The sequence below is a fragment of the Mesorhizobium sp. B2-4-3 genome (genome assembly GCF_006442815.1).
In the GTDB taxonomy this organism is placed as follows: Bacteria; Pseudomonadota; Alphaproteobacteria; order Rhizobiales; family Rhizobiaceae; genus Mesorhizobium.
In genome coordinates, this window is record NZ_VFVL01000001.1 from 145,562 (window position 1) to 164,536 (window position 18,975).

Below are 18,975 nucleotides of genomic sequence, written 5' to 3' on the forward strand. Positions count from 1 at the left end.
AGCGATGCTCGAAAATTTCAGCTTCCGCACCATCGTCGAATATCTGCCGCTGTTCGGGCAGGGCCTCATCACGACCGTCTGGCTGTCGGCGCTGTCCTTTGCCGGCGCGCTTGCCATCGGCATCGTGCTTGCCGCCATGAACCTGCAGCGCGGCTGGCTGTTTCGCGTGCCGGCCAAGGCCTATATCGACGCGGTGCGCGCCACGCCCTTGCTGGCGCAGCTCTATTTCCTCTATTTCGGCCTGCCGCGGCTCGGCCTGGTGCTTCCCGAACTCGTCGTCGGCATCATCGCCTTGTCGCTGAACAGCGGCGCCTATGTCGCGGAAATCATCCGCGCTGGCATCCTGTCGATCCCGCGCGGCCAGGTGGAAGCCGGCGTCTCTTCCGGCATGACCTACGTCCAGCGAATGCGCTTCGTCATCCTGCCGCAGGCCTTCAAGGTGACGATCCCGCCGCTGCTCGGCCAGGCGATCGTGCTGGTCAAGGATTCGGCATTGCTGTCGCTGATCTCGGTTTCCGAACTGACGCGTGCCGGGCAACTGCTCGCCTCCGACCGCTTCATGCCAGCGGAAGGTTTTCTAACAATCGCTGCTTTTTATCTCCTGCTCTACTATTGCCTCAAAGGGCTGGCGGCGCTGTCAAGTCGCTGGCTCGGTCTGCAGCCGGCAAGGAGCAGCACATGATCTGGCAGCAGCTGCACAGCCTGGCCGGCAGCTATCCCCTCGCCTTGCGCGGCCTCGGCATGACCGTCGTGCTGTCGCTGATCAGCCTGGTTCTGGGCACGCTGTTCGGCTTTGGCCTCGGCATATTGCGGACCGGTGGCAACCAGCTAATCGGCAACGTGATCGGCGCGTGGGTAGACCTGATCCGCGGAACGCCGTTCCTGGTTCAGATCTTCCTGATCTTCTTCATCCTGCCGGAATTCGGCATCGAGCTCGATGCTTTCACCGCTGGAGTCATCGCGCTGACCAATCTGGCCGCCTGCTTCATCTGCGAGATCGTCGCCGCCGGCATCCGCTCGGTGCCTACCGGCCAGGTCGAAGCTGCGCTGGCATCCGGCCTGTCACGCTGGCAGCGGCTGCGCCAAGTGGTGCTGCCGCAAGCAATGCGCATCGTGCTGCCGCCGCTGGTTGGGCAATATGTGCTGTTGATCAAGGATTCTTCGGTCGTCTCGGCGATTGGGTTGACCGACCTCACCCGCGTCGGCTGGTTAGTGGTGCAGCGGGTGCCCAACGGCCTGCTGGTCTTCTTCCTGGTCGGTGTCGGCTATTTCATGGTTTGCTATCCACTGATCATGCTCGCGCGCCGGCTCGAACGCCGCATGGGCGCGGTGCATGGCGAGGTGCAATTGTGACATCATCTGCTCAATCCAAAGGTCGCACCGGTATGATCGAGTTTCGCGGCGTCAACAAATGGTTCGGCGCGCTCAACGTGCTGAAGGACATTACGCTCAGCGTCGAACCGCGCGAAGTGGTCGTCGTCTGCGGCCCCAGCGGCTCCGGCAAGAGCACGCTCATCCGCTGCATCAACGGCCTGGAGACGATCGAGGAGGGCGGCCTCATCGTCGACGGCCAGCGCCTTGGCGATCCCGCCACCAACATGACGCGGCTGCGTACCGAGATCGGCTTCGTCTTCCAGTCGTTCAACCTCTACCCGCACAAGACGGCGCTCGAGAACGTCACGCTTGCCCCGATCCATGTGCGCAAGATCACGCGTGCCGAGGCCGAGAAAGCCGGACGCGAATTGTTGGCCAAGGTCGGCTTGGCCGACAAGGTCAATGCCTATCCTTCACAGCTTTCCGGTGGCCAGCAGCAACGCGTTGCAATCGCCCGCTGCCTCGGCATGCGTCCTAAGATCATGCTGTTCGACGAACCGACATCGGCACTCGATCCCGAGATGATCTCGGAAGTGCTCGACGTCATGGTCGCGGTCGCCGAGGAAGGCATGACGATGATGGTTGTGACGCATGAGATGGGCTTTGCCCGCAAGGTCGCGCAGCGGATAGTGTTCATGGACGCCGGCGCCATCGTCGAAAGCGGCACGCCGGAGGAATTCTTCTCCAACCCGAAGACCGACCGCAGCCGCGCCTTCCTCAGCAAGATACTCAGACACTGACCGGCGCGCTACTGGCTGTCCTCGCCTACCTTCAGCAAACGAATTGGGTGACTGCACTGTATTGGCGGTATCCCTCCCCCGCTCAAGTTCCCACGCAAACAAATGTCGAAATCGGTGGCTCAGTGGCCTGGGCGTTCGCTGAAGGGCAATGGACCGAGACAACCTTCTCTTGCTGAGGCCGAGGCCGGCATCATCGCCAACAGCGAAATGTCAAACTGTGGCTGCCGAAAGCCGAAAAAGCTCACCAAGCGCCGACGTCGATCGTTGGCCATAGGCGGAGGTACGCTGACCGCTGTCGTCCTAGGCGTGTTGATGTACTTGGTGGGGTCAGGCAAGGCCAGGCGCCGCTGCAATTGGCTACAAAAAATCCGCCGGCATTAAATCTGGTGGGCCGATTGAAATGTGTGAAAGTTCGGCATGGACTATTGCCAATCGCAATAGACAGCGCACTGTCCGCGAATGGCGGCTGGGCACGTCGAGATAGTTCTATTTGAGCAGTCGCTTGGGGATGGCGGCCGCATGCACCGCCCATTTGGCGATCGAGTGGCTGACGCCGCCGACAAAACTGGGGGTCAGGTGCTGTTCGATGTGCGGATCGACGGTGACGCTCGAATTCAAAGAATCGCGGCAATAGGCTACGGTGATGCTGACGCGGCAATCGTTGTGATGGATAAGAGCGGGGAGCTCAAATGCGCCTCGGTCAACGGAGATGCTACACTCCTAGTCGCAAACCTAGCCGCATGGGAAGCATCTCCGTTGAGTGAGCATGCGCACGCTGAGTACCGCGGCACCGCCATGATTCTCTTGGCGAAGCTTCGCAGTTCCGGTCAGCTTGGTTAGGTCTCCCTGACCGTGAACAATTCAAGCTCGGTTAACCGTCAGTCGACCAAGGTGGCGCCGGCAGCGACGGCCCGGCAACAACGACCGCAAGCTTTGCCTTGCGAACGAGCACAGGCTTTTCATATTTTTTTGGGAGCCCCCAGGTTCCGTCAAGGCGCCGGTTGGTTCGTTCGAACTTCGGCAAGGAAGGGTCGTTAATTGCCTGTGCAGGCGAGTGCTCGGGCTATTCTTCTTGCCGTACCGAGCGCTCGCTGTTCGTGTCCTTGGCATGATCCCCATGGCGCATCATGCGTCGAAAGCTCATTGAGATATGCGCACGCCTGATGTGCCCGATCGACTCCCAGTCGCCGATCTGCGCTGCGGCCAGGACCTCCTCCATTTCGCGCCGGAAGGCCGTGAATTCCTCCACCAAGCCCAGTTGCGGCATCATCTTCAGGACGACACGCGCCACCTGGAAATATAGCCGCTCGCTGATCTCGCGCAGGGGCTGGTTCCCGGTCATGGCGGTCAGCTCGGAGAAGAAGTCCATGTTCAACTGCAGGAAAGCCCGTTGATCCGGATTGAGCATATCGGAATCACAGCGCGCGATGAGCGCCCGGATCCGATCCAGGTCGGCTGCCGTGCGCGGTACAGGCGAAAGCTTGCCGACCAGAAGCGCCAGTTCCAGGCGCAGGTGATAGACCTGCTGCAATTCCTCGATATCGACATCAGTGACTATGGTGCCGACGCCATGCACGGACTGAACCAGCCCTTCCGATTCAAGCCGCGCCAACACGCGGCGTATCGGCGTGCGGCTGATCTCGAATTCCTGGGCGAGTTCTTCCTCGGAGAGCCGGCTTCCCGGCGGATAGTCGAGCAGGCAGATGCGGTCGCGCAGGATCCGGTAGATACGCTCGAACCGTTCCCGCGCCGTAAGCGGTCGTGGCGCCTCAACGATCGCCGTGGTGGCCGAGGCATCCGTATCAAGCGTCATCCAGCCTCCAGGACTGCGTGCAGAAATTGCCGAGTCCGCTCATTCTTGGGCGCCCCGAAAAGCTCGCTCGGCGGTCCCTGCTCGCAAATCTTTCCCTGATAGAAGAAACAGACGCGATCGGAAAATTCCTTGGCGAAGCCCATCTGGTGGGTGACCATGAGCATTGTCAGATCATGCTCGCGACCAATTTGCCTTATCACCTGCAGCACTTCGCCGACAAGTTCGGGGTCGAGCGCCGAGGTCACCTCGTCGAACAGCATTATCTTGGGCCGCATCGCCAGCGCCCTGGCGATGGCGACGCGCTGTTGCTGGCCGCCGGAGAGCTGGGAGGGATAGTGATCCTTCTTCTGCGACAACCCGACCATGTCGAGAAGCTCGGCCGCCCGCGCTTCGGCATCGGCCCGCTTCATGCCGAGAACGGTCATCGGGGCCTCGATGCAATTGGCCATCGCCGTCATGTGGGGGAACAGGTTGAAGGATTGGAAGACCATGCCGATCTTCGCCCGGATGCGACGGATGTGAGCAAGGTTGGCAGGCACCAGCTTGCCGCTCTGCTGCATATGCGTCAGCGGCTCGCCGTCGACCCAGATGACGCCGTCATTGATCGTCTCCAGCGTCATCAGCATGCGCAGCACGGTGGTCTTGCCTGAACCGGACGGACCGATGACCGAAACCTTCTCGCCGCGCGCGATTTCGAGGTTCAAGCCGTCGAGGACGGTCAACGAACCGTAGCGTTTGGAAACATTGTCGAAGCGCACCATGGGTTGTTCCGTCATCGCGCGTTCCTCCGGTTGAGCAGGCGTTCGAGGGTACGAATAAGCGCGGCCGAAACCAGGCTCATCGCGAGGAAGAACAGGCCGACCAGTGTGATCGGTTCGGTGTAGCGGAATGTCTCGGAGCCGATGATCTTGGCCGTCTGCATGAGTTCCAGCACGGCAATGGCCGAAAGCAGCGGCGTCTCCTTGAACAGCGCGACGAGATAGTTGCCGAGCGCCGGCACGATCGGCGGGATGGCCTGCGGGATGATGATGTCGCGAAAGGTCGTCCAGGACGACAGATTGAGCGCGATCGAGGCTTCCCACTGGCCGCGATGGATGTTGTCGAAGCCCGCGCGATAGACCTCCGAGCAGTAGGCGGCGTAGTGGATGCCGATGGCAAGCACGCCGGCCGTGAACGCGTCGAGCACAAGGCCGAATTTCGGAAAGACGAAATAGATAAAGAAGATCTGGATCAGCAGCGGTGTCGAGCGGATCAATTCGACCAGCACGGAGATCGTCCAGGCGGTCCACGGCACCGCGATGCGGATCACGGCCAGGACCAGGCCAAGCGTCGCCGCTATGACGAAGCCGAGAAGCGTCGCCTCGACCGACACGACGGCCGCGCGGGCCAGCACCGGCAGGATCTGCAAGGTAAAATTCCAATCCCAGATCATGCCGCCCTCCCTCGCGCCAGGCCGAGCGAGGCTCGTCTTTCGAGCAGCCGCATGCCGATGGAAACGACCAGCGACATCGCCAGGTACATCAGCAGCACCAGCGTGAAGATTGGAACGGTCTTGAATGTGTTCTGATTCATCTGCTGCGCCTTGAAGGCGAGGTCCGACAGGGTGATCAGCGAGACCAGCGCGGTCGATTTCAGCAGCTCGATGAACAGATTGCCCCAGGGCGGGATCATGGCGATGAAGGCCTGCGGCAGAATGATCCGGCGCAGCATCTGCGCACGGCTCATGTTGAGTGCCGTTCCCGCTTCCCACTGGCCGCGCGCGACCGACAGGATGGAGCCGCGCACGCACTCGGATCCGTAGGCCCCGACATTCAGGCCAAGCGCGAGCACGGCAACGGGAAATGCGTCGAGCGTGACGCCGAATTGCGGCAGCACGAAAAACAGCCAGAACAATTGCACCAGCGCCGAGGTGCCGCGGAAGATTTCGACATAGACAGTCGCCAGCCATCTGAGCGGTGCCGGACCATACATGCGCGCCAACGCGGCGAAAACGCCCATGACGACCGCCAGCAGGCTCCCGAGGACGGCGATCTCGATTGTCAGAACGGCGCCCTGCAGCAGTCCAGGAAGGAACAGCCTGTATGTTGCCTGTGTCGCCAGCACGGCGATCACGGCCAGCGAGACGACCAGCATGGCAACGAGCGTGCGGATTCCCATCTGCTTCTCCGAGGAAAAAAGAGGGCGGCGCTTTCGCGCCGCCAGCAGTTGGGAACTTATTCGCCCTTGCAGAGCTGCGCGGTGGTCTTGTTCGGCAGATAATCCTTGCCGAAGCCGAGCGGCTCGACCAGCGCAATGTGCTCCGGCGAGCCGATGAATTTCTTCAGTTCGGCGTTGAACGCTTCCTGCAAATCGGTGTCTTCCTTGCGGAAGCCGAAGCCGCCATGGCCCTTCACTGACTTGCCGGCGACCTCGCCGAACGGCTTGGTCGATTCGACGCCATCGGCCTTCTTGGCCATGTCGGCGATCGACAGCGCGGTGAGCGCGGCCGCATCGGCGCGGCCGGCCTGGATGGCGGCGACGAGACTGGACTGGTCCGGCAGCGTAACGATCTGCCCATCGGCAACGCCCGCATCCTTGGCGAAGCCGCCCTCGACGGCGCCGGCCATCACGGCGAGCTTCAGATCCGGGTTGTCCTTGATGCTGGAAAAGTCCTTCACGCCCTTGGGATTGCCCTTTGCCACCAACATGGCCTCGCCGATACCGTAGGACGGCTCCGAGAAATTGATCTCCGCGCAGCGCTTCGGAGTGATGAACATGCCGGCGGCGATGATGTCGAAACGGCCGGCCTTGAGGCCGGGAATGAGCGACCCGAACTCGGTCAGCACGCCGTCGACCTGCTTGATGCCCATCTTGGCGAGCACCGCCTTGGCGACCTCTGGCGCTTCGCCGGTCAGCTTGCCGTCAGGCGTGGCAAAACCGAACGGCGCCTCGTTGGCGAAGCCGACGCGGATATAGCCGTCTTTCTTGGCGCGCTCGAGGGTCGTCTCCGCGTGGGCCGACGTGAATGCCGTCGCGGCGAGCGCAAGGCAAGCGGCGGCCTTCACAACCGCGCGGCGGGATATGTGTGACATGAGCATGTATTCCCCTTTTCTTTTTTAATGATGCCTGGCTCGAGCGGCGTTTCTCCACCGTCACATCGAGTGCATAAGACGTATACAACTCATCTGGACATATCGCAAGATGCGCTGTACGAATCTCAAAAATCGGCGTTCATCACTGAGAAATGAACGGATATGCCCGGCAGTTGTGCACAATCGCCGGCATTTTTTCGCAAGTTGCACTAACAGACTGTGATCGGGAACGACAGGTTTGAACGACTCGGCCAGCTTCACAAAAACGGAATACGCACAGCGCCTTGCGGACGTGAAGCAGCGCATGGCGAAGGCCGGCTTCGACCTCATCATCTGCCAGGATCCGGCAAACATGTGCTGGCTGACCGGCTATGACGGCTGGTCCTTCTACGTGCCGCAATGCGTGCTCGTTCATCTGGAAGAAGACCGGCCGATCTGGTTCGGCAGGGCGCAGGACGCCAAGAGCGCCCGCATGACCACCGGCCTGCCCGATGAAAACGTCGTCCCGTTCTCGGAGCGGCTGGTGCAGCAGCCCGTCGAGCATCCTTATGACGAACTCGCCGGTCTGATCCGGGCACGCGGATGGGACCGGGCGCATATCGGGGTCGAAATGGACGCGCACTACTACACGGCGCGCTGCCATGCCCATCTCGTCGGCGGCCTGCCCTCGGCGCGCTTCAGCAACAATCACGACCTCGTCAACTGGGCCCGGCTGGTGAAATCGGACGCCGAGCTGGCGTTGATCCGCCAGGCCGGCGCGATCTGCAGCAATGCCATGAACCGCGCCATCGAAAAGATGCGCCCGGGCGTGCCGCAGAACCATGTCATCGCCGAAATCTATCATGCGCAGATCATGGGCATGCCGGGCGCCGGCGGCGACTACGCCGCAATCTGCCCGCTGATGCCGGTCGGAGAAGGCACGAGCACACCGCACCTGACCTGGTCGGACGCGCCGCTTCCCGACAGCGGGCTGGCCATCGTCGAGATCGCCGGCGTGCGGCGGCGCTACCACGCGGCGCTGACCCGGACCGTGCATTTCGGCAAGCCGCCGGCCGCCCTTTCCGACATGGCCAAGGTGATCGTCGAAGGCGTCGATGCCGGTCTCGAACTCGCCCAACCCGGCAACACCTGTGAACAGGTCGAGGCCGCATGGCAGGCAGTATTGCGCAAAAACGGGCTCAAGAAGGAAAGCCGCGTCGGCTATCCCGTCGGCCTCGCCTACCCGCCGGATTGGGGCGAACGCACCGCGAGCCTGAGGCCCGGCGACAAGACGGAGTTGCGGCCCGGCATGTGCTTCCACTTCATGGCCGGCGTCTGGCTCGACGATTTCGGCGTCGCCATCTCGGAGTCGTTCGTCGTCGCCGAACATGGCGGCGAACGGCTCTGCGACGTCACCCGCGACCTCATCGTCATCGACTGACCACCCGCATAGGCAATTTCGAGGATACACAATGGACCGCAATCCCTTTTCGGAAGCCGAGATCGCCGGCCGCCTGTCTAAGGTGCGCAAGGCCTTGGCCGAGCGCGGGCTCGATGCCGCCGTCTTCGCCTCGCCGGAAAACATCTTCTATCTCACCGGCCTCGATCATTGGGGCTATTTCGCGCCGCATCTTCTCATCGTGCCCCTCGACCGGCAGCCGGTTCTGGTCACCCGGTCGATGGAAAAGGTGACGATCGAAAACCGGGTGAAGGCAGCGGAATTCCGCGGCCATTCCGACAGCGAGACCGCCGCCGACCTGGCCGCGCGCGTCCTTTCCGAACTTGCCCTAACGGGCAAGCGCATCGGTCTCGAACACTGGACCTCGGGTCTCAGCCACGGCCTCGCCCTGAAGCTCGAGGCGCAGGCCGACGCGAAATGGAGCGACGTCTCCGGCCTGGTCGACGGCATGCGGCTGGTGAAGAGCGCTGAGGAACAGGCGCTGATGCGTCGCGCCGCCAAAGTCACGGACGCCGCCGCGGGCGCCGCGATCGCGGCGATCCATGACGGCGCCGCCGAGCAGGAGGTTGCCGCGGAATGCGTTGCGGCGATGGCGCGCGCTGGCGGTCACGCGCCAGGCTTCGGCCCGTTCATCCGCCCCGCTGCCCGGCTCGGCGAAGAGCACACGACCTGGGGCGATGGCGTCTACCGCCGCGGCGAGCCGGTCTTCGTCGAACTGTCCGGCTGCGTCTCGCGCTATCACGCGCCTCTCGGCCGGCTGATCCGCATCGGCGCCATCAAGGACGAGGACGCCGCCATGGCCGAGGTGACGGCCAAGGCTTTCAACGCCGTCGTCGAGGCGCTGAGACCCGGCGTCAGGGCACGCGACGTCTACGCCGCCTGGCAAGGCGTCGCCGACGAGGCGGGCCTGTCGCACTACCGTCGCCATCATTGCGGCTATCTCGTCGGCATCGGCCAGCCGCCGTCCTGGACCGGCGGCAATTCGGTGACCGGCCTGCGGCATGATTCCGATCTCGAGATCGAGACCGGCATGAGCTTCCACATCCTGTCCTGGCTGATGGGCACCAGCCGCGGCGATGATTTCATCTCAAACACCGTGCTGCTGACCGATACCGGCGCCGAGGTGCTTACCCGCACCCCGACCGGCCCGATCGTCCGCTAGACCATGAACATGTCACGCTATTCGGTGTCCTCGATTCTCCGCAACGGCCTGTCCGGCCAGAAGAACTGGCAGCGCGCATGGCGCGCGGCGGAGCCGAAGCCGGCTTACGACATGATCATTGTCGGCGGCGGCGGGCATGGCCTCGCCACGGCGTTCTACCTGGCCGAGAACCATGGCATCCGCAACGTCGCCGTGCTGGAGAAAGGCTATGTCGGCGGCGGCAATGTCGGCCGCAACACCACCGTCATCCGCTCCAACTACCTGCTCGACGGCAACACCCAATTCTATGAATTCTCGGTCAAGCTGTGGGAAGGCCTGTCGCAGGCGCTGAACTTCAACGTCATGTTCTCGCAGCGGGGCCAGATCGTCACCGCCCATTCGGCGGACCAGCTCGACACGTTCGGCCATCGCGCCAACATCATGCGGCTGAACGGCATCGATGCCGATATCCTCGACCGCGATGCGGTGCGGCGGCTCGTGCCTTATCTCGATTTCTCCGACACGGCGCGGTTCCCGATATATGGGGCCATCCTGCAGGGCCGGGCCGGCACGGCCCGCCACGATGCCGTCGCCTGGGGTTATGCGCGCGCCGCCGACAGTCACGGCGTCGACATCATCCAGAACTGCGAGGTCACCGGCTTCGTCCGCGACGGCGACAGGATCGTCGGCGTCGAGACGAGCAAGGGGCGCATCGGCGCCGGCAAGGTCGGCCTTGCGGTCGCTGGCCACACGTCGGTGCTCGGCCGGAAGGCCGGGCTGGAGCTGCCGATCGAGAGCCACGTGCTGCAGGCCTTCGTCACCGAGCCGCTGAAGCCGCTGGTCGACCATGTCGTGGCCTACGGCGCCGATCATTTCTATGTCAGCCAATCCGACAAGGGCGGGCTGGTGTTCGGCGGCAATCTCGACGGCTACAATTCCTATGCCCAGCGCGGCAATCTCGGCGTCGTGCGCGAGGTGGCCGAAGCGGCAATCGCGCTGATGCCCTGTATCTCGCGCGTCAGGCTGCTGCGCCATTGGGGCGGCGTCATGGACATGACGCCCGACGCCAGCCCGATCATCTGCCCGACGCCGATCGACGGGCTCTATCTCAACGGCGGCTGGTGCTATGGCGGCTTCAAGGCGACGCCTGCCTCGGGCTGGTGCTTCGCGCACACGCTGGCGACCGGCAAGCCGCATCCCTTGATCGCCGCCTTTCGCCTTGACCGCTTCCGCACCGGCCACACGCTCGACGAGGCCGGCGCCGGTCCCTCGGCCTGGCTGCAATAGGGAGCAGAGCAAGACAAATGCTTCGCATCGAATGTCCGTGCTGTGGCCTGCGCGACCATGATGAATTCCGCTATGGCGGCGACGCTTCGATCACCCGTCCGGGCCATGACGACCCGGATCCCGAGGCCTGGTACCGTTATGTTTATGTACGCAAAAACCCGCCGGGGCCGCACAGGGAGTTCTGGCAACACGTGACCGGGTGTCGGCAATGGCTGGTCGTCGAGCGCGATACCCGCAACCATGCAATCGCCTCCGTCGGCTTCGCCAGGAAAACACGAGCATGAACTCGAACGACAGACGTCTGCCTGCCGGCGGCCGTATCGATCGTATGCGACCGATCGGCTTCAGCTTCGATGGCCGCACGCTGAACGGCTATCAAGGCGACACGCTGGCTTCGGCTCTGCTGGCCAATGGCATCACGCTCACCGGACGCAGTTTCAAATATCACCGCCCGCGCGGTACCTTTTCGGCCGGACCCGAAGAGCCGAACGCGCTGGTCACGCTTGGAACCGGTGGACGGCGCGAACCGAACCTGCCGGCCACCGCGCTCGAGTTGGCGCAAGGCATGATCGCCGAAAGCCAGAACCGCTGGCCCTCGCTTGGCTTCGACCTGCAGAGCATCAATGGGCTGTTTGCGCCATTCCTTTCCGCCGGCTTCTATTACAAGACCTTCATGGGACCGACGCGGCGCGCCTGGATGTTCTACGAGCATTTCATCCGTCGGGCGGCAGGCCTGGGCCGGGCGGGCACCGAGCGCGATCCCGACCGCTACGAGGTGCGCCACGCATTTGCCGATGTCGCTATCGCCGGTGGCGGCCCTGCCGGCCTCTCGGCGGCGCGCGCCGCGGCGTATGCCGGCGCAGACGTCGCCCTGATCGAGCAGGATTTCCTGCTCGGCGGTCAGCTTCTGTCGGAGCGTTCCGATGGCGAGGCGGCAGCTTGGCTGAAGGCGATCGAGACCGAACTGGCAGGCCTGCCCAACGTCACTGTGTGGCGCAGGACGATGGCGTTCGGCATCTATGACGGCAACACGCTGGCGCTGATCGAACGAAACGACGATCCGGTCGTGCAAGGCGTCGCGCGGCAGGTCTTCACCATGCTTCGCGCCCGCGCAGTCGTCTTTGCCGCCGGCGCCATCGAGCGGCCGCTGGTCTTCTCCAACAACGACCGGCCGGGCGTCATGCTGGCATCGGCCGCCCGGACCTACTTCAACCGCTTCGCCGTCCTGCCGGGCAAGAATATCCTGGTCGCCACGACGAATGACGGCGCCTATCGCGCCGCCATCGACCTTGCCGCCGCCGGTGCGCAAGTGACCATCGCGGATCAGCGCAGCACCCTACCCGCCGGTCTGGCGGCGGAGGCCAGGCGCCTGAACATAGCAATCCGATCCGGGACCCAAATCGCCGACCTGCGTGGCGGCCATGCGGTCAAGGCCGCGAAGCTTGCCGGGCCGGGCGGCAATTCGGAAATCGCGTGCGACCTCGTCTGCGTGTCCGGCGGCTGGTCGCCGACGGTGCATCTCACCTCGCATCTCGGTGTCAAACCGGTCTATCGCGACGACATGAACGGCTTCGTTCCCGGCGGCCTTCCGGCAGGCCACTTTGGCGCCGGCTCGATGATGGGCCGCTACTCGACGGCCGATGCCATCGACGGCGGCCACCGTGCCGGCATCGAAGCAGCAGCCTTCTGCGGAAAATCGGCAGCCGCACCGGCTCCTGCGAGGCTCGATCTCGGCGAAGCCGCAACCGACGCGTTCCGCGCGATCCCGTCCACCGGGCGCGGAAAGGCCTTCGTCGATTTCCAGATGGATGTGACCACAAAGGACATCGAATTGGCGCATCGCGAGGGCTATGAATCGGTCGAGCATCTGAAGCGCTACACCACGCTCGGCATGGGGACCGACCAGGGCAAGACCGGCAATTTTGCAGCACTCTCGGCTATGGCGGCGCTACGCCAGGAGACGATCCCGCAAACCGGGACCACGACCTTTCGTCCGCCTTATGCGCCGGTCGCCATCGGCGCGCTCGCCGGCCGCGCCGTCGGCCATCATTTCAAGCCGATCCGCCGCACGCCGATGCATGACTGGCATGTGGCGAATGGCGCCGACATGCTCGAGGTGGGGCTGTGGATGCGTCCGTATTTCTACCGCGCCGCCGGCCGGGACGTGAACGAGGCCTATGTCGCCGAGATGCGGATGGTGCGCGGGGCCGCCGGTCTGATGGACATTTCCACCCTCGGCAAGATCGACGTGCAGGGGCCGGACGCGGCCATTTTCCTCGACCGTGTCTACGCCAACGGCTTTGCCAAGCTCCCGGTCGGTCGCGCCCGCTACGGCGTCATGCTACGCGATGACGGCATCGTCTTCGATGACGGTACCACCACGCGGTTGTCGGAGAATCGTTTCTTCATGACCACCTCGACCGCCAAGGCGGCCGATGTCCTGTCGCGGCTGGAATTCCTGCTCGACACCGCCTGGCCGGAGCTGCGCGTCGCGGTCACCTCCGTCAGCGACGAGTGGGCGGCGATGTCGCTCGCCGGACCGAAGAGCCGCGATGTCCTTGCCGCCGCCTTTCTTGGGCTCGACGTCTCGAACGATGCGCTGCCGCATATGGGCGTTGCCGAAGCGGAGTTCGACGGCCGGGCTTTGCGCATCATACGGCTCAGCTATTCCGGCGAGCGCGCCTACGAGATCTACGTCGGTGCAACTGCCGGCGAGACGGTCTGGCGCCATGTGCTTGAGGCCGGCGCGACCTTCGGCCTGAACTCGTACGGCGTTGAGGCGCTCGGCGCGCTGCGGGTCGAAAAGGGCCATGTTGCCGGACCGGAGATCGATGGGCGGACCACACTCGACGATCTCGGCCTTGGCCGCATGGCGGCAAAACGCACCGGGTTTGTTGGTGACGTGCTGCGACGGCGACCGGCATTTCAAGCTCCCAACCGCCAGCGTCTGGTTGGCCTGGAATCCGCCGAGGAGGGCAAGCGGCTGCGCGGCGGCGCCATATTGTTCATACCCGGCGATATCGTCACCGGGCACGGACGCGGCCGGATAACGTCGGTGACGTTCAGCCCGGAGCTTGGCCGTTATGTCGGCCTCGCCCTGCTGGCAGGCGATGTCGCGGTGGAGGGAAGCGAAGTCCTCGCGACCTATCCGATGAAGGCTGAAACCGTTCGCGCCCGCATCGTTTCGCCCGTCTTTGTAGATCCCAAAGGAGAGCGGCTGCATGGCTGAGGCTCTGGCATCGAAAGATTTCACTCTGTCGAGATCCGACTGCCCGATCGTTCAGATCGAGGGCTGGGACGGGATGCTGGCCCAGTTTGAGCTGAGTGCTTCGCAAATGCTGGGCACTGCCCTGCCCGTCTCGGTCGGTGACACGGCCCGCCTTGCCGACACGCTCATCGTTCGGGTCTCCCCCCGCCGGCTCTGGCTGATAATGGAGGCGGATGCAGAAACGCCGCAGCCAGCGATCGATCCCGAACTGGGCTGTTCGGTTCACCTCGGCGAGGGACGCGTGCGCTTCAGCTTGAGCGGCGCGCGCGTCCTGGAAATCCTCTCCGGCTGCATCGCAGTCGACTGGCGTTCGCCAGGCGCAGCGCCGGGCCGCGCATTTCAAACGGTCTTCCATCACGTACCCGTGCTCGTCCTGCGCACGAGCGAGACCGGGTGCGACATGATCGTGCCGCGAAGCTTTGCGCACAGCCTTGCGGACTGGGTTGCCGACAGCGCCAGCAAGCGTTCTTCGCCTGGAATTAAAGCGCGAAATTAACTGCCGCTGGCCGACAAGATGGAACCGTTTCTAAACCCGTCCACCCAGGCAGCAGGAGGTTCCGATGCCCGCCGGCTGTTGGTGGTCAAAGACGCATGGCTGGTAGCTCTATTCACGCGAGGCCTCCCAGGTTCGTCTGGCGGTGCAAGGTATGGATCGCGTTGTGCGCCTCGTGACTCGCAAGCCGATGCTTGGCGAACCTTTTGGCGAACCTGTTGGCGAACCGACCCGTAAGCCATTGATAAACAACGATAATGGTGGGCCCGGAGGACGACCTCGAACTATTGATTTTGTTATCTTTTTCGTGGGCACAACTCGGGAATTTTCCCGTACGGTCTCGTATGGTCCCGCAGCCCATTGAGCACGAATCCCGATTCTCCACCGACGCAGATGGTAGATGACCTCCATGCCATCCTTCGCCTGTCAACCAGCATGTGCCTCCTGATGCTAGGTAGTGACGCCGCTTTGACCCACCGGCAAATGTCCCGATTTGGGGCCAGAAGCGTACGCCAACTTGCGGGGTGTTGGGCCGAAAGCAGACTCTGGCGCCCTCTGCTGATGAGGACGGCTTCCAGAATTTCCGGGCAGCCGATCAAAACAATCGCCAAACGGACGAAACAATAACTCTGGCAGCGTGTTCTGTGTTTGATGGGTGTGTGGGCATTTTTCTCATCTGGAGGCGATGATGAGCGCTAATGGCCTCGACGTTTTCGACAAGACGATACAGACCACCAATATCTGGCTGAAGGAGATCATGGATGATCTCGGGCCCGATCGGCAGTTGGCGTGGCATACCCTTGGCGTCGTCCTGCGAACCTTGCGCGACAGGCTGCCGCCGGACCTGGGGGCCAATCTCGCCGCCGAGTTGCCGCTCTTGATCCGCGGAGCCTATTACGATCAGTACAACCCATCCGATCAGCCAAGCCACGACCGATCGATCGACGAGTTTCTGGACCCGGTTGCGGACGCATTGAAGGCCACGCGGCCGGTCGATCCAGGCGATGCGGCGCGCGCGGTATTCAAGACACTTGTCCATCATGTCGATCTCGGCCAATCGGCCAAGGTGCGCGCCGCCCTGCCCAGCGACATTCAGATGCTTTGGCCGGGCAGCGTCGGTGCATAGGCGGATTCCTCCCTGCCGGCGTGGGCCTTCTACACACATCCTGGCATTGTGCTGCTTTTGACGATGTCGAAAAGCTCAAGGGCTTCGCAGGCCTTGGGATCGGCAGTCACCTTTAGCTCGCGCTTGTCTGCGGATATTCCCGAAATACCGAGCAGACCGGATTCTCGTGAAGGAGGTGCCGAAGTTCGTCCGGCGCGGGTTTGTTCCGAACGCCGCCAACAAGGGAACCAACCGCAATCCTGCTGGTTCGGAAGCCAACAGCGGAACCTCGCCATGCCCAATGCGGCCGAAACCTTCGTCGACACCTTGATTGCCTGGAACGTCGAAGTCGTGTTCGGGCTTCTCGGCGACGGCATCAACGGCGTCATGGAGGCGCTGCGAAAAAACCAGGACAAAATTTCTTTCGTTCAAGTGCGGCACAAGGAATAGGATGGAGGGAATTCCGATGCTCGATCTTTCGCAAGAGCGCCGTCGGATGGTCGATGTTCATCTCGGTCGTCGCGGCATCCGTAACAGGGAAATCCTGGCGGCGATGCGGGAAGTTCCACGCGAAGCCTTCGTCGATCCCGGCTACGAAGAATTCGCCTATGAAGACGGAGCGCTGCCGATCGCGGAGGGGCAGACCATATCGCAGCCCTACATCGTCGCCTTCATGCTGGAAATAGCAGAGATCGGCCCGGGCGACCAGGTGCTCGAAGTTGGCACCGGATCCGGCTACGCAGCCGCGGTCATGAGCCGCGTGTCGACCATGTTTACACGATCGAACGCCATGCAGCGCTGGCCGAGGCGGCGCAGCGGCGCTTTCAGCAACTTGGCTATGGCAATATCGACGTGCGGACCGGCGACGGCACAAGGGGCTGGCCCGAAGCGGCGCCCTTCGATGCCATCGTGGTCGCGGCGAGCGGACCGGGCGCGCCGTTGGCCTTGCAGCAGCAGCTCGATGTCGGCGGCAGGCTGGTTATCCCGGTCGGCGACGATCCCGACGAGCAGCGGCTGCTCAAGGTAACCCGCACCGGCGCCTCGACTTACAACGAGGAGGATTTCGGCGGGGTGCGCTTCGTCCCGCTGATTGGCGAACAGGGCTGGCGGGAAGAAAGCCGCCCACGGATTGCCCGCACGATACCGCTTGCCCGCCCGCACAGCCTGCCGGAGATGATCGCCGCGGCGGCCGAGCCGCTTTTGGACTTCGACGACTCAGGCTTCGCCGAAGCGTTCGACCGGTTCGCGGACCGACGGGTCGTCCTGCTCGGCGAGGCCAGCCACGGCACGTCCGAATTCTACCGGGCGCGCGCGGCAATCAGCAAAAGGCTGATCGAGAGGTACGGCTTCACGATCGTCGCGGTCGAGGCCGATTGGCCCGATGCCGCCGCGATCGACCGCTATGTCCGCGGCCGCGGCGCCTCGCCCGGCGCCGCTCGGCCGTTCCAGCGCTTTCCAACCTGGATGTGGCGCAACACCGACGTCGCGGCATTCATGGAATGGCTGCGCGAGCACAATGACAAGGTCAAGGCGCTGCAGCCGCAAGCGGGCTTCTATGGCCTCGATATCTACAACATGCGCGGCTCGATAGCGGCCGTCCTGGAGTATCTCGATCGCGTCGACCCGGAAGCGGCAAGGGTTGCACGGGAGCGCTATGGCTGCCTGACGCCGTGGCAGACCGAACCGTCGACCTATGCCCGGGCCGCGCTGACCAAGGGCTATCGCGAATGCGAGCAAGCGGTCCTCGAGCAATGCCGCGACATGCTGGCGAGGCAACTCGATCAAGCCGGACAGGACGGCGAGGAACTGTTCGACGCCGCGCAGAATGCCCGGCTCATTGCCTCCGCCGAGCGTTATTACCGCACTATGTACTATGGCGGATCGCAATCCTGGAATTTGCGCGACACGCATATGTTCGAAACGCTGGAACGCATTCTCGGCGCGCGGGGACCGAACGCCAAAGCCGTGGTGTGGGCGCACAATTCCCATATCGGCGATGCGCGTTATACCGAAATGGGAATCTCGCGCGAGGAAGTGAATATCGGCCAGCTCTGCCGCCAGCGGTTCGGCGATGCCGCGGCACTCATCGGTTTCGGCACGCATGCAGGCACTGTCGCCGCAGCGACCGACTGGGGCGGCGAGATGGAAATCAAGTCGGTGCGGCCTTCTCGCGAAGACAGCTACGAACGGCTCTGCCACGACGCCGGCATCGACCGGTTCCTGCTTGACCTCGGGCGCGACCCGGACCTGCGCGACCGCCTGATCGAGCGCCGCCTGGAACGCTTCATCGGGGTGATCTACCGGCCGGAAACCGAACTGCACAGCCACTATGCCGACGCCTCGCTGGCGCGGCAGTTCGATGCCTTTGTGTGGTTCGATGAAACCAGCGCCGTCACGCCGCTCGGCCCCGAGCACGCGGCTGGAGGCGTCCCCGAAACCTATCCATTCGGCGTTTGACGCCGGAACATTCGGCATCCCTTCCAGTTTGGGAGGCCAGAGCAATTCCAGGAAAAGTGTGAGCGGGGCTCGGCGCCTTCGCCGTAGCCAAAGGGACAGGGCGCTTCGCCGTTTTCCGCGAAACGGTGAAACGCACCAATCGAGGAACAGTCATGAGTGGAAACCAGCACCCGAAATCGAAAAGACCGAGCGACGCCGATATAAGTAACGATCCCGGCATTGGAACCTCCAAGGGTACCATCAAGGAAGGTGACGAGTTGGAGCATGGCGAGAACACGGTCGAGGGAGATGTCGAGAACGACACCACCTCAACGGGCGGAATCAATCCGCGTCAGAAAATTCGCACGAACAAGTAAACTATCCTCGCCCTCACTCCCGCCCGTACCAGGGGCCACTGGCACGGGCGGGATTCCAAAGGCGACGTTTCCCGACGCTTTGCAAATTCGATCAATCCATTCGAATCCGATGGAACAAACCTCTCGGCGCCCGATTAGTCGCAGACAAGCGCCCAGTTCAGGCGCGAGAGGAGGTCGGCATGGACCGGGAAGACCGCATCAGGCAGCGCGCCCACGAGATCTGGGAACGCGAAGGCCGCCCCGACGGGCGTGAGCAGGAACATTGGGATCAAGCCGTCCAGGAGATCGAGTCGGAAGGCTCGGAAGCCGAGCGCGGCCCGGTGACACCGGATCCCGCGGTTGGCGTCGGCTCGGATCCGGCCGCCAACAGGCCCGGCGGCTGAAGGCAAGGCGACCAGCGAATGCGCCGTATCGGTACACTTGTCGCGGCTC

At 63.3% G+C, this 18,975-nt stretch carries 18 protein-coding genes and 2 pseudogenes; 14 read left to right on the forward strand and 6 right to left on the reverse strand.

The window, feature by feature from the left end; genetic code table 11:
• Window positions 1–4: 4 nt before the first annotated feature.
• Genes FJ956_RS00665 through FJ956_RS00675 form a run of 3 tightly spaced genes read left to right on the forward strand, consistent with a single transcriptional unit; the run spans window position 5 to window position 2,114 of the window.
• On the forward strand, window positions 5–682 hold the full coding sequence (locus FJ956_RS00665; protein ID WP_140683977.1) for an amino acid ABC transporter permease: 678 nt from the start codon (window positions 5–7) through the stop codon (window positions 680–682).
• Window positions 679–1,353: an amino acid ABC transporter permease gene (locus FJ956_RS00670; protein ID WP_140683979.1), complete on the forward strand. Its 675-nt coding sequence runs from the start codon at window positions 679–681 to the stop codon at window positions 1,351–1,353. Before FJ956_RS00665 ends, FJ956_RS00670 begins: the two co-directional genes overlap by 4 nt.
• Before the next feature lie 32 nt (window positions 1,354–1,385).
• Complete coding sequence (locus FJ956_RS00675) at window positions 1,386–2,114, forward strand: amino acid ABC transporter ATP-binding protein (RefSeq protein ID WP_181170375.1); 729 nt, start codon at window positions 1,386–1,388, stop codon at window positions 2,112–2,114.
• Window positions 2,115–2,600: 486 nt separating this feature from the next.
• Here FJ956_RS00675 and FJ956_RS30960 read toward each other — a convergent pair whose 3' ends face one another.
• The 6 genes from FJ956_RS30960 to ehuB all read right to left on the reverse strand — a co-directional run bounded on the left by FJ956_RS30960 (window position 2,601) and on the right by ehuB (window position 6,998).
• On the reverse strand, window positions 2,601–2,732 hold the full coding sequence (locus FJ956_RS30960; protein ID WP_281405604.1) for a hypothetical protein: 132 nt from the start codon (window positions 2,730–2,732) through the stop codon (window positions 2,601–2,603).
• A 445-nt stretch (window positions 2,733–3,177) separates the two neighbouring features.
• Window positions 3,178–3,927: a GntR family transcriptional regulator gene (locus FJ956_RS00685; RefSeq protein WP_140683985.1), complete on the reverse strand. Its 750-nt coding sequence runs from the start codon at window positions 3,925–3,927 to the stop codon at window positions 3,178–3,180.
• Window positions 3,924–4,703, reverse strand: coding sequence for an ectoine/hydroxyectoine ABC transporter ATP-binding protein EhuA (gene ehuA, locus FJ956_RS00690; protein ID WP_140683987.1), 780 nt, complete (start codon window positions 4,701–4,703; stop codon window positions 3,924–3,926). The genes FJ956_RS00685 and ehuA overlap by 4 nt, the downstream gene beginning before the upstream one ends.
• On the reverse strand, window positions 4,700–5,359 hold the full coding sequence (gene ehuD, locus FJ956_RS00695; protein ID WP_140683989.1) for an ectoine/hydroxyectoine ABC transporter permease subunit EhuD: 660 nt from the start codon (window positions 5,357–5,359) through the stop codon (window positions 4,700–4,702). The genes ehuA and ehuD overlap by 4 nt, the downstream gene beginning before the upstream one ends.
• Window positions 5,356–6,084 (reverse strand): ectoine/hydroxyectoine ABC transporter permease subunit EhuC, encoded by a 729-nt coding sequence (gene ehuC, locus FJ956_RS00700; RefSeq protein WP_140683991.1) that lies wholly within the window; start codon window positions 6,082–6,084, stop codon window positions 5,356–5,358. Before ehuC ends, ehuD begins: the two co-directional genes overlap by 4 nt.
• A gap of 56 nt (window positions 6,085–6,140) precedes the next feature.
• Window positions 6,141–6,998, reverse strand: coding sequence for an ectoine/hydroxyectoine ABC transporter substrate-binding protein EhuB (gene ehuB, locus FJ956_RS00705; protein WP_246672225.1), 858 nt, complete (start codon window positions 6,996–6,998; stop codon window positions 6,141–6,143).
• Between the two features lie 238 nt (window positions 6,999–7,236).
• On the opposite strand from ehuB, the gene FJ956_RS00710 reads away from it, so the two are divergent.
• From FJ956_RS00710 to FJ956_RS00765, 11 genes and pseudogenes are all read left to right on the forward strand, one after another.
• Window positions 7,237–8,418, forward strand: a complete 1,182-nt coding sequence (locus FJ956_RS00710; RefSeq protein WP_140683998.1) for a M24 family metallopeptidase — start codon at window positions 7,237–7,239, stop codon at window positions 8,416–8,418.
• 31 nt (window positions 8,419–8,449) lie between these two features.
• Window positions 8,450–9,598 (forward strand): Xaa-Pro peptidase family protein, encoded by a 1,149-nt coding sequence (locus FJ956_RS00715; protein ID WP_140684003.1) that lies wholly within the window; start codon window positions 8,450–8,452, stop codon window positions 9,596–9,598.
• Between the two features lie 9 nt (window positions 9,599–9,607).
• Window positions 9,608–10,864, forward strand: a complete 1,257-nt coding sequence (locus tag FJ956_RS00720) for a sarcosine oxidase subunit beta family protein (protein ID WP_140684005.1) — start codon at window positions 9,608–9,610, stop codon at window positions 10,862–10,864.
• Between the two features lie 17 nt (window positions 10,865–10,881).
• The gene (locus FJ956_RS00725; protein ID WP_140684008.1) at window positions 10,882–11,148 is read left to right on the forward strand and encodes a sarcosine oxidase subunit delta; all 267 of its coding nucleotides are present in this window, start codon (window positions 10,882–10,884) and stop codon (window positions 11,146–11,148) included.
• Window positions 11,145–14,093, forward strand: coding sequence for a sarcosine oxidase subunit alpha family protein (locus FJ956_RS00730; protein ID WP_140684010.1), 2,949 nt, complete (start codon window positions 11,145–11,147; stop codon window positions 14,091–14,093). The genes FJ956_RS00725 and FJ956_RS00730 overlap by 4 nt, the downstream gene beginning before the upstream one ends.
• Window positions 14,086–14,628: a sarcosine oxidase subunit gamma family protein gene (locus FJ956_RS00735; protein ID WP_246672226.1), complete on the forward strand. Its 543-nt coding sequence runs from the start codon at window positions 14,086–14,088 to the stop codon at window positions 14,626–14,628. The genes FJ956_RS00730 and FJ956_RS00735 overlap by 8 nt, the downstream gene beginning before the upstream one ends.
• A 685-nt stretch (window positions 14,629–15,313) precedes the next feature.
• Window positions 15,314–15,751, forward strand: a complete 438-nt coding sequence (locus tag FJ956_RS00745) for a DUF2267 domain-containing protein (protein WP_140684013.1) — start codon at window positions 15,314–15,316, stop codon at window positions 15,749–15,751.
• A 273-nt stretch (window positions 15,752–16,024) separates the two neighbouring features.
• Window positions 16,025–16,177 (forward strand): annotated as a pseudogene (locus FJ956_RS00750) (thiamine pyrophosphate-binding protein); the annotation flags it as partial.
• A gap of 19 nt (window positions 16,178–16,196) precedes the next feature.
• Window positions 16,197–18,187, forward strand: a pseudogene (locus tag FJ956_RS00755) (protein-L-isoaspartate(D-aspartate) O-methyltransferase).
• 152 nt (window positions 18,188–18,339) lie between these two features.
• On the forward strand, window positions 18,340–18,543 hold the full coding sequence (locus FJ956_RS00760; RefSeq protein WP_140684015.1) for a hypothetical protein: 204 nt from the start codon (window positions 18,340–18,342) through the stop codon (window positions 18,541–18,543).
• A 179-nt stretch (window positions 18,544–18,722) separates the two neighbouring features.
• A complete protein-coding gene (locus tag FJ956_RS00765) occupies window positions 18,723–18,926 on the forward strand; it encodes a DUF2934 domain-containing protein (protein ID WP_140684018.1) in 204 nt (67 codons plus the stop codon).
• Window positions 18,927–18,975 lie beyond the last annotated feature (49 nt).

Bases quoted from the DNA above. Each gene is read 5' to 3' on its own strand.
- FJ956_RS00665 (WP_140683977.1), top strand. From the start codon at position 5: ATGCTCGAAAATTTCAGCTTCCGCACCATCGTCGAATATCTGCCGCTG.
- FJ956_RS00670 (WP_140683979.1), top strand. From the start codon at position 679: ATGATCTGGCAGCAGCTGCACAGCCTGGCCGGCAGCTATCCCCTCGCC.
- FJ956_RS00675 (WP_181170375.1), top strand. From the start codon at position 1,386: ATGATCGAGTTTCGCGGCGTCAACAAATGGTTCGGCGCGCTCAACGTG.
- FJ956_RS00685 (WP_140683985.1), bottom strand. From the start codon at position 3,927: ATGACGCTTGATACGGATGCCTCGGCCACCACGGCGATCGTTGAGGCG.
- ehuA (WP_140683987.1), bottom strand. From the start codon at position 4,703: ATGACGGAACAACCCATGGTGCGCTTCGACAATGTTTCCAAACGCTAC.
- ehuD (WP_140683989.1), bottom strand. From the start codon at position 5,359: ATGATCTGGGATTGGAATTTTACCTTGCAGATCCTGCCGGTGCTGGCC.
- ehuC (WP_140683991.1), bottom strand. From the start codon at position 6,084: ATGGGAATCCGCACGCTCGTTGCCATGCTGGTCGTCTCGCTGGCCGTG.
- ehuB (WP_246672225.1), bottom strand. From the start codon at position 6,998: ATGTCACACATATCCCGCCGCGCGGTTGTGAAGGCCGCCGCTTGCCTT.
- FJ956_RS00715 (WP_140684003.1), top strand. From the start codon at position 8,450: ATGGACCGCAATCCCTTTTCGGAAGCCGAGATCGCCGGCCGCCTGTCT.
- FJ956_RS00720 (WP_140684005.1), top strand. From the start codon at position 9,608: ATGTCACGCTATTCGGTGTCCTCGATTCTCCGCAACGGCCTGTCCGGC.
- FJ956_RS00725 (WP_140684008.1), top strand. From the start codon at position 10,882: ATGCTTCGCATCGAATGTCCGTGCTGTGGCCTGCGCGACCATGATGAA.
- FJ956_RS00730 (WP_140684010.1), top strand. From the start codon at position 11,145: ATGAACTCGAACGACAGACGTCTGCCTGCCGGCGGCCGTATCGATCGT.
- FJ956_RS00735 (WP_246672226.1), top strand. From the start codon at position 14,086: ATGGCTGAGGCTCTGGCATCGAAAGATTTCACTCTGTCGAGATCCGAC.
- FJ956_RS00745 (WP_140684013.1), top strand. From the start codon at position 15,314: ATGAGCGCTAATGGCCTCGACGTTTTCGACAAGACGATACAGACCACC.
- FJ956_RS00760 (WP_140684015.1), top strand. From the start codon at position 18,340: ATGAGTGGAAACCAGCACCCGAAATCGAAAAGACCGAGCGACGCCGAT.
- FJ956_RS00765 (WP_140684018.1), top strand. From the start codon at position 18,723: ATGGACCGGGAAGACCGCATCAGGCAGCGCGCCCACGAGATCTGGGAA.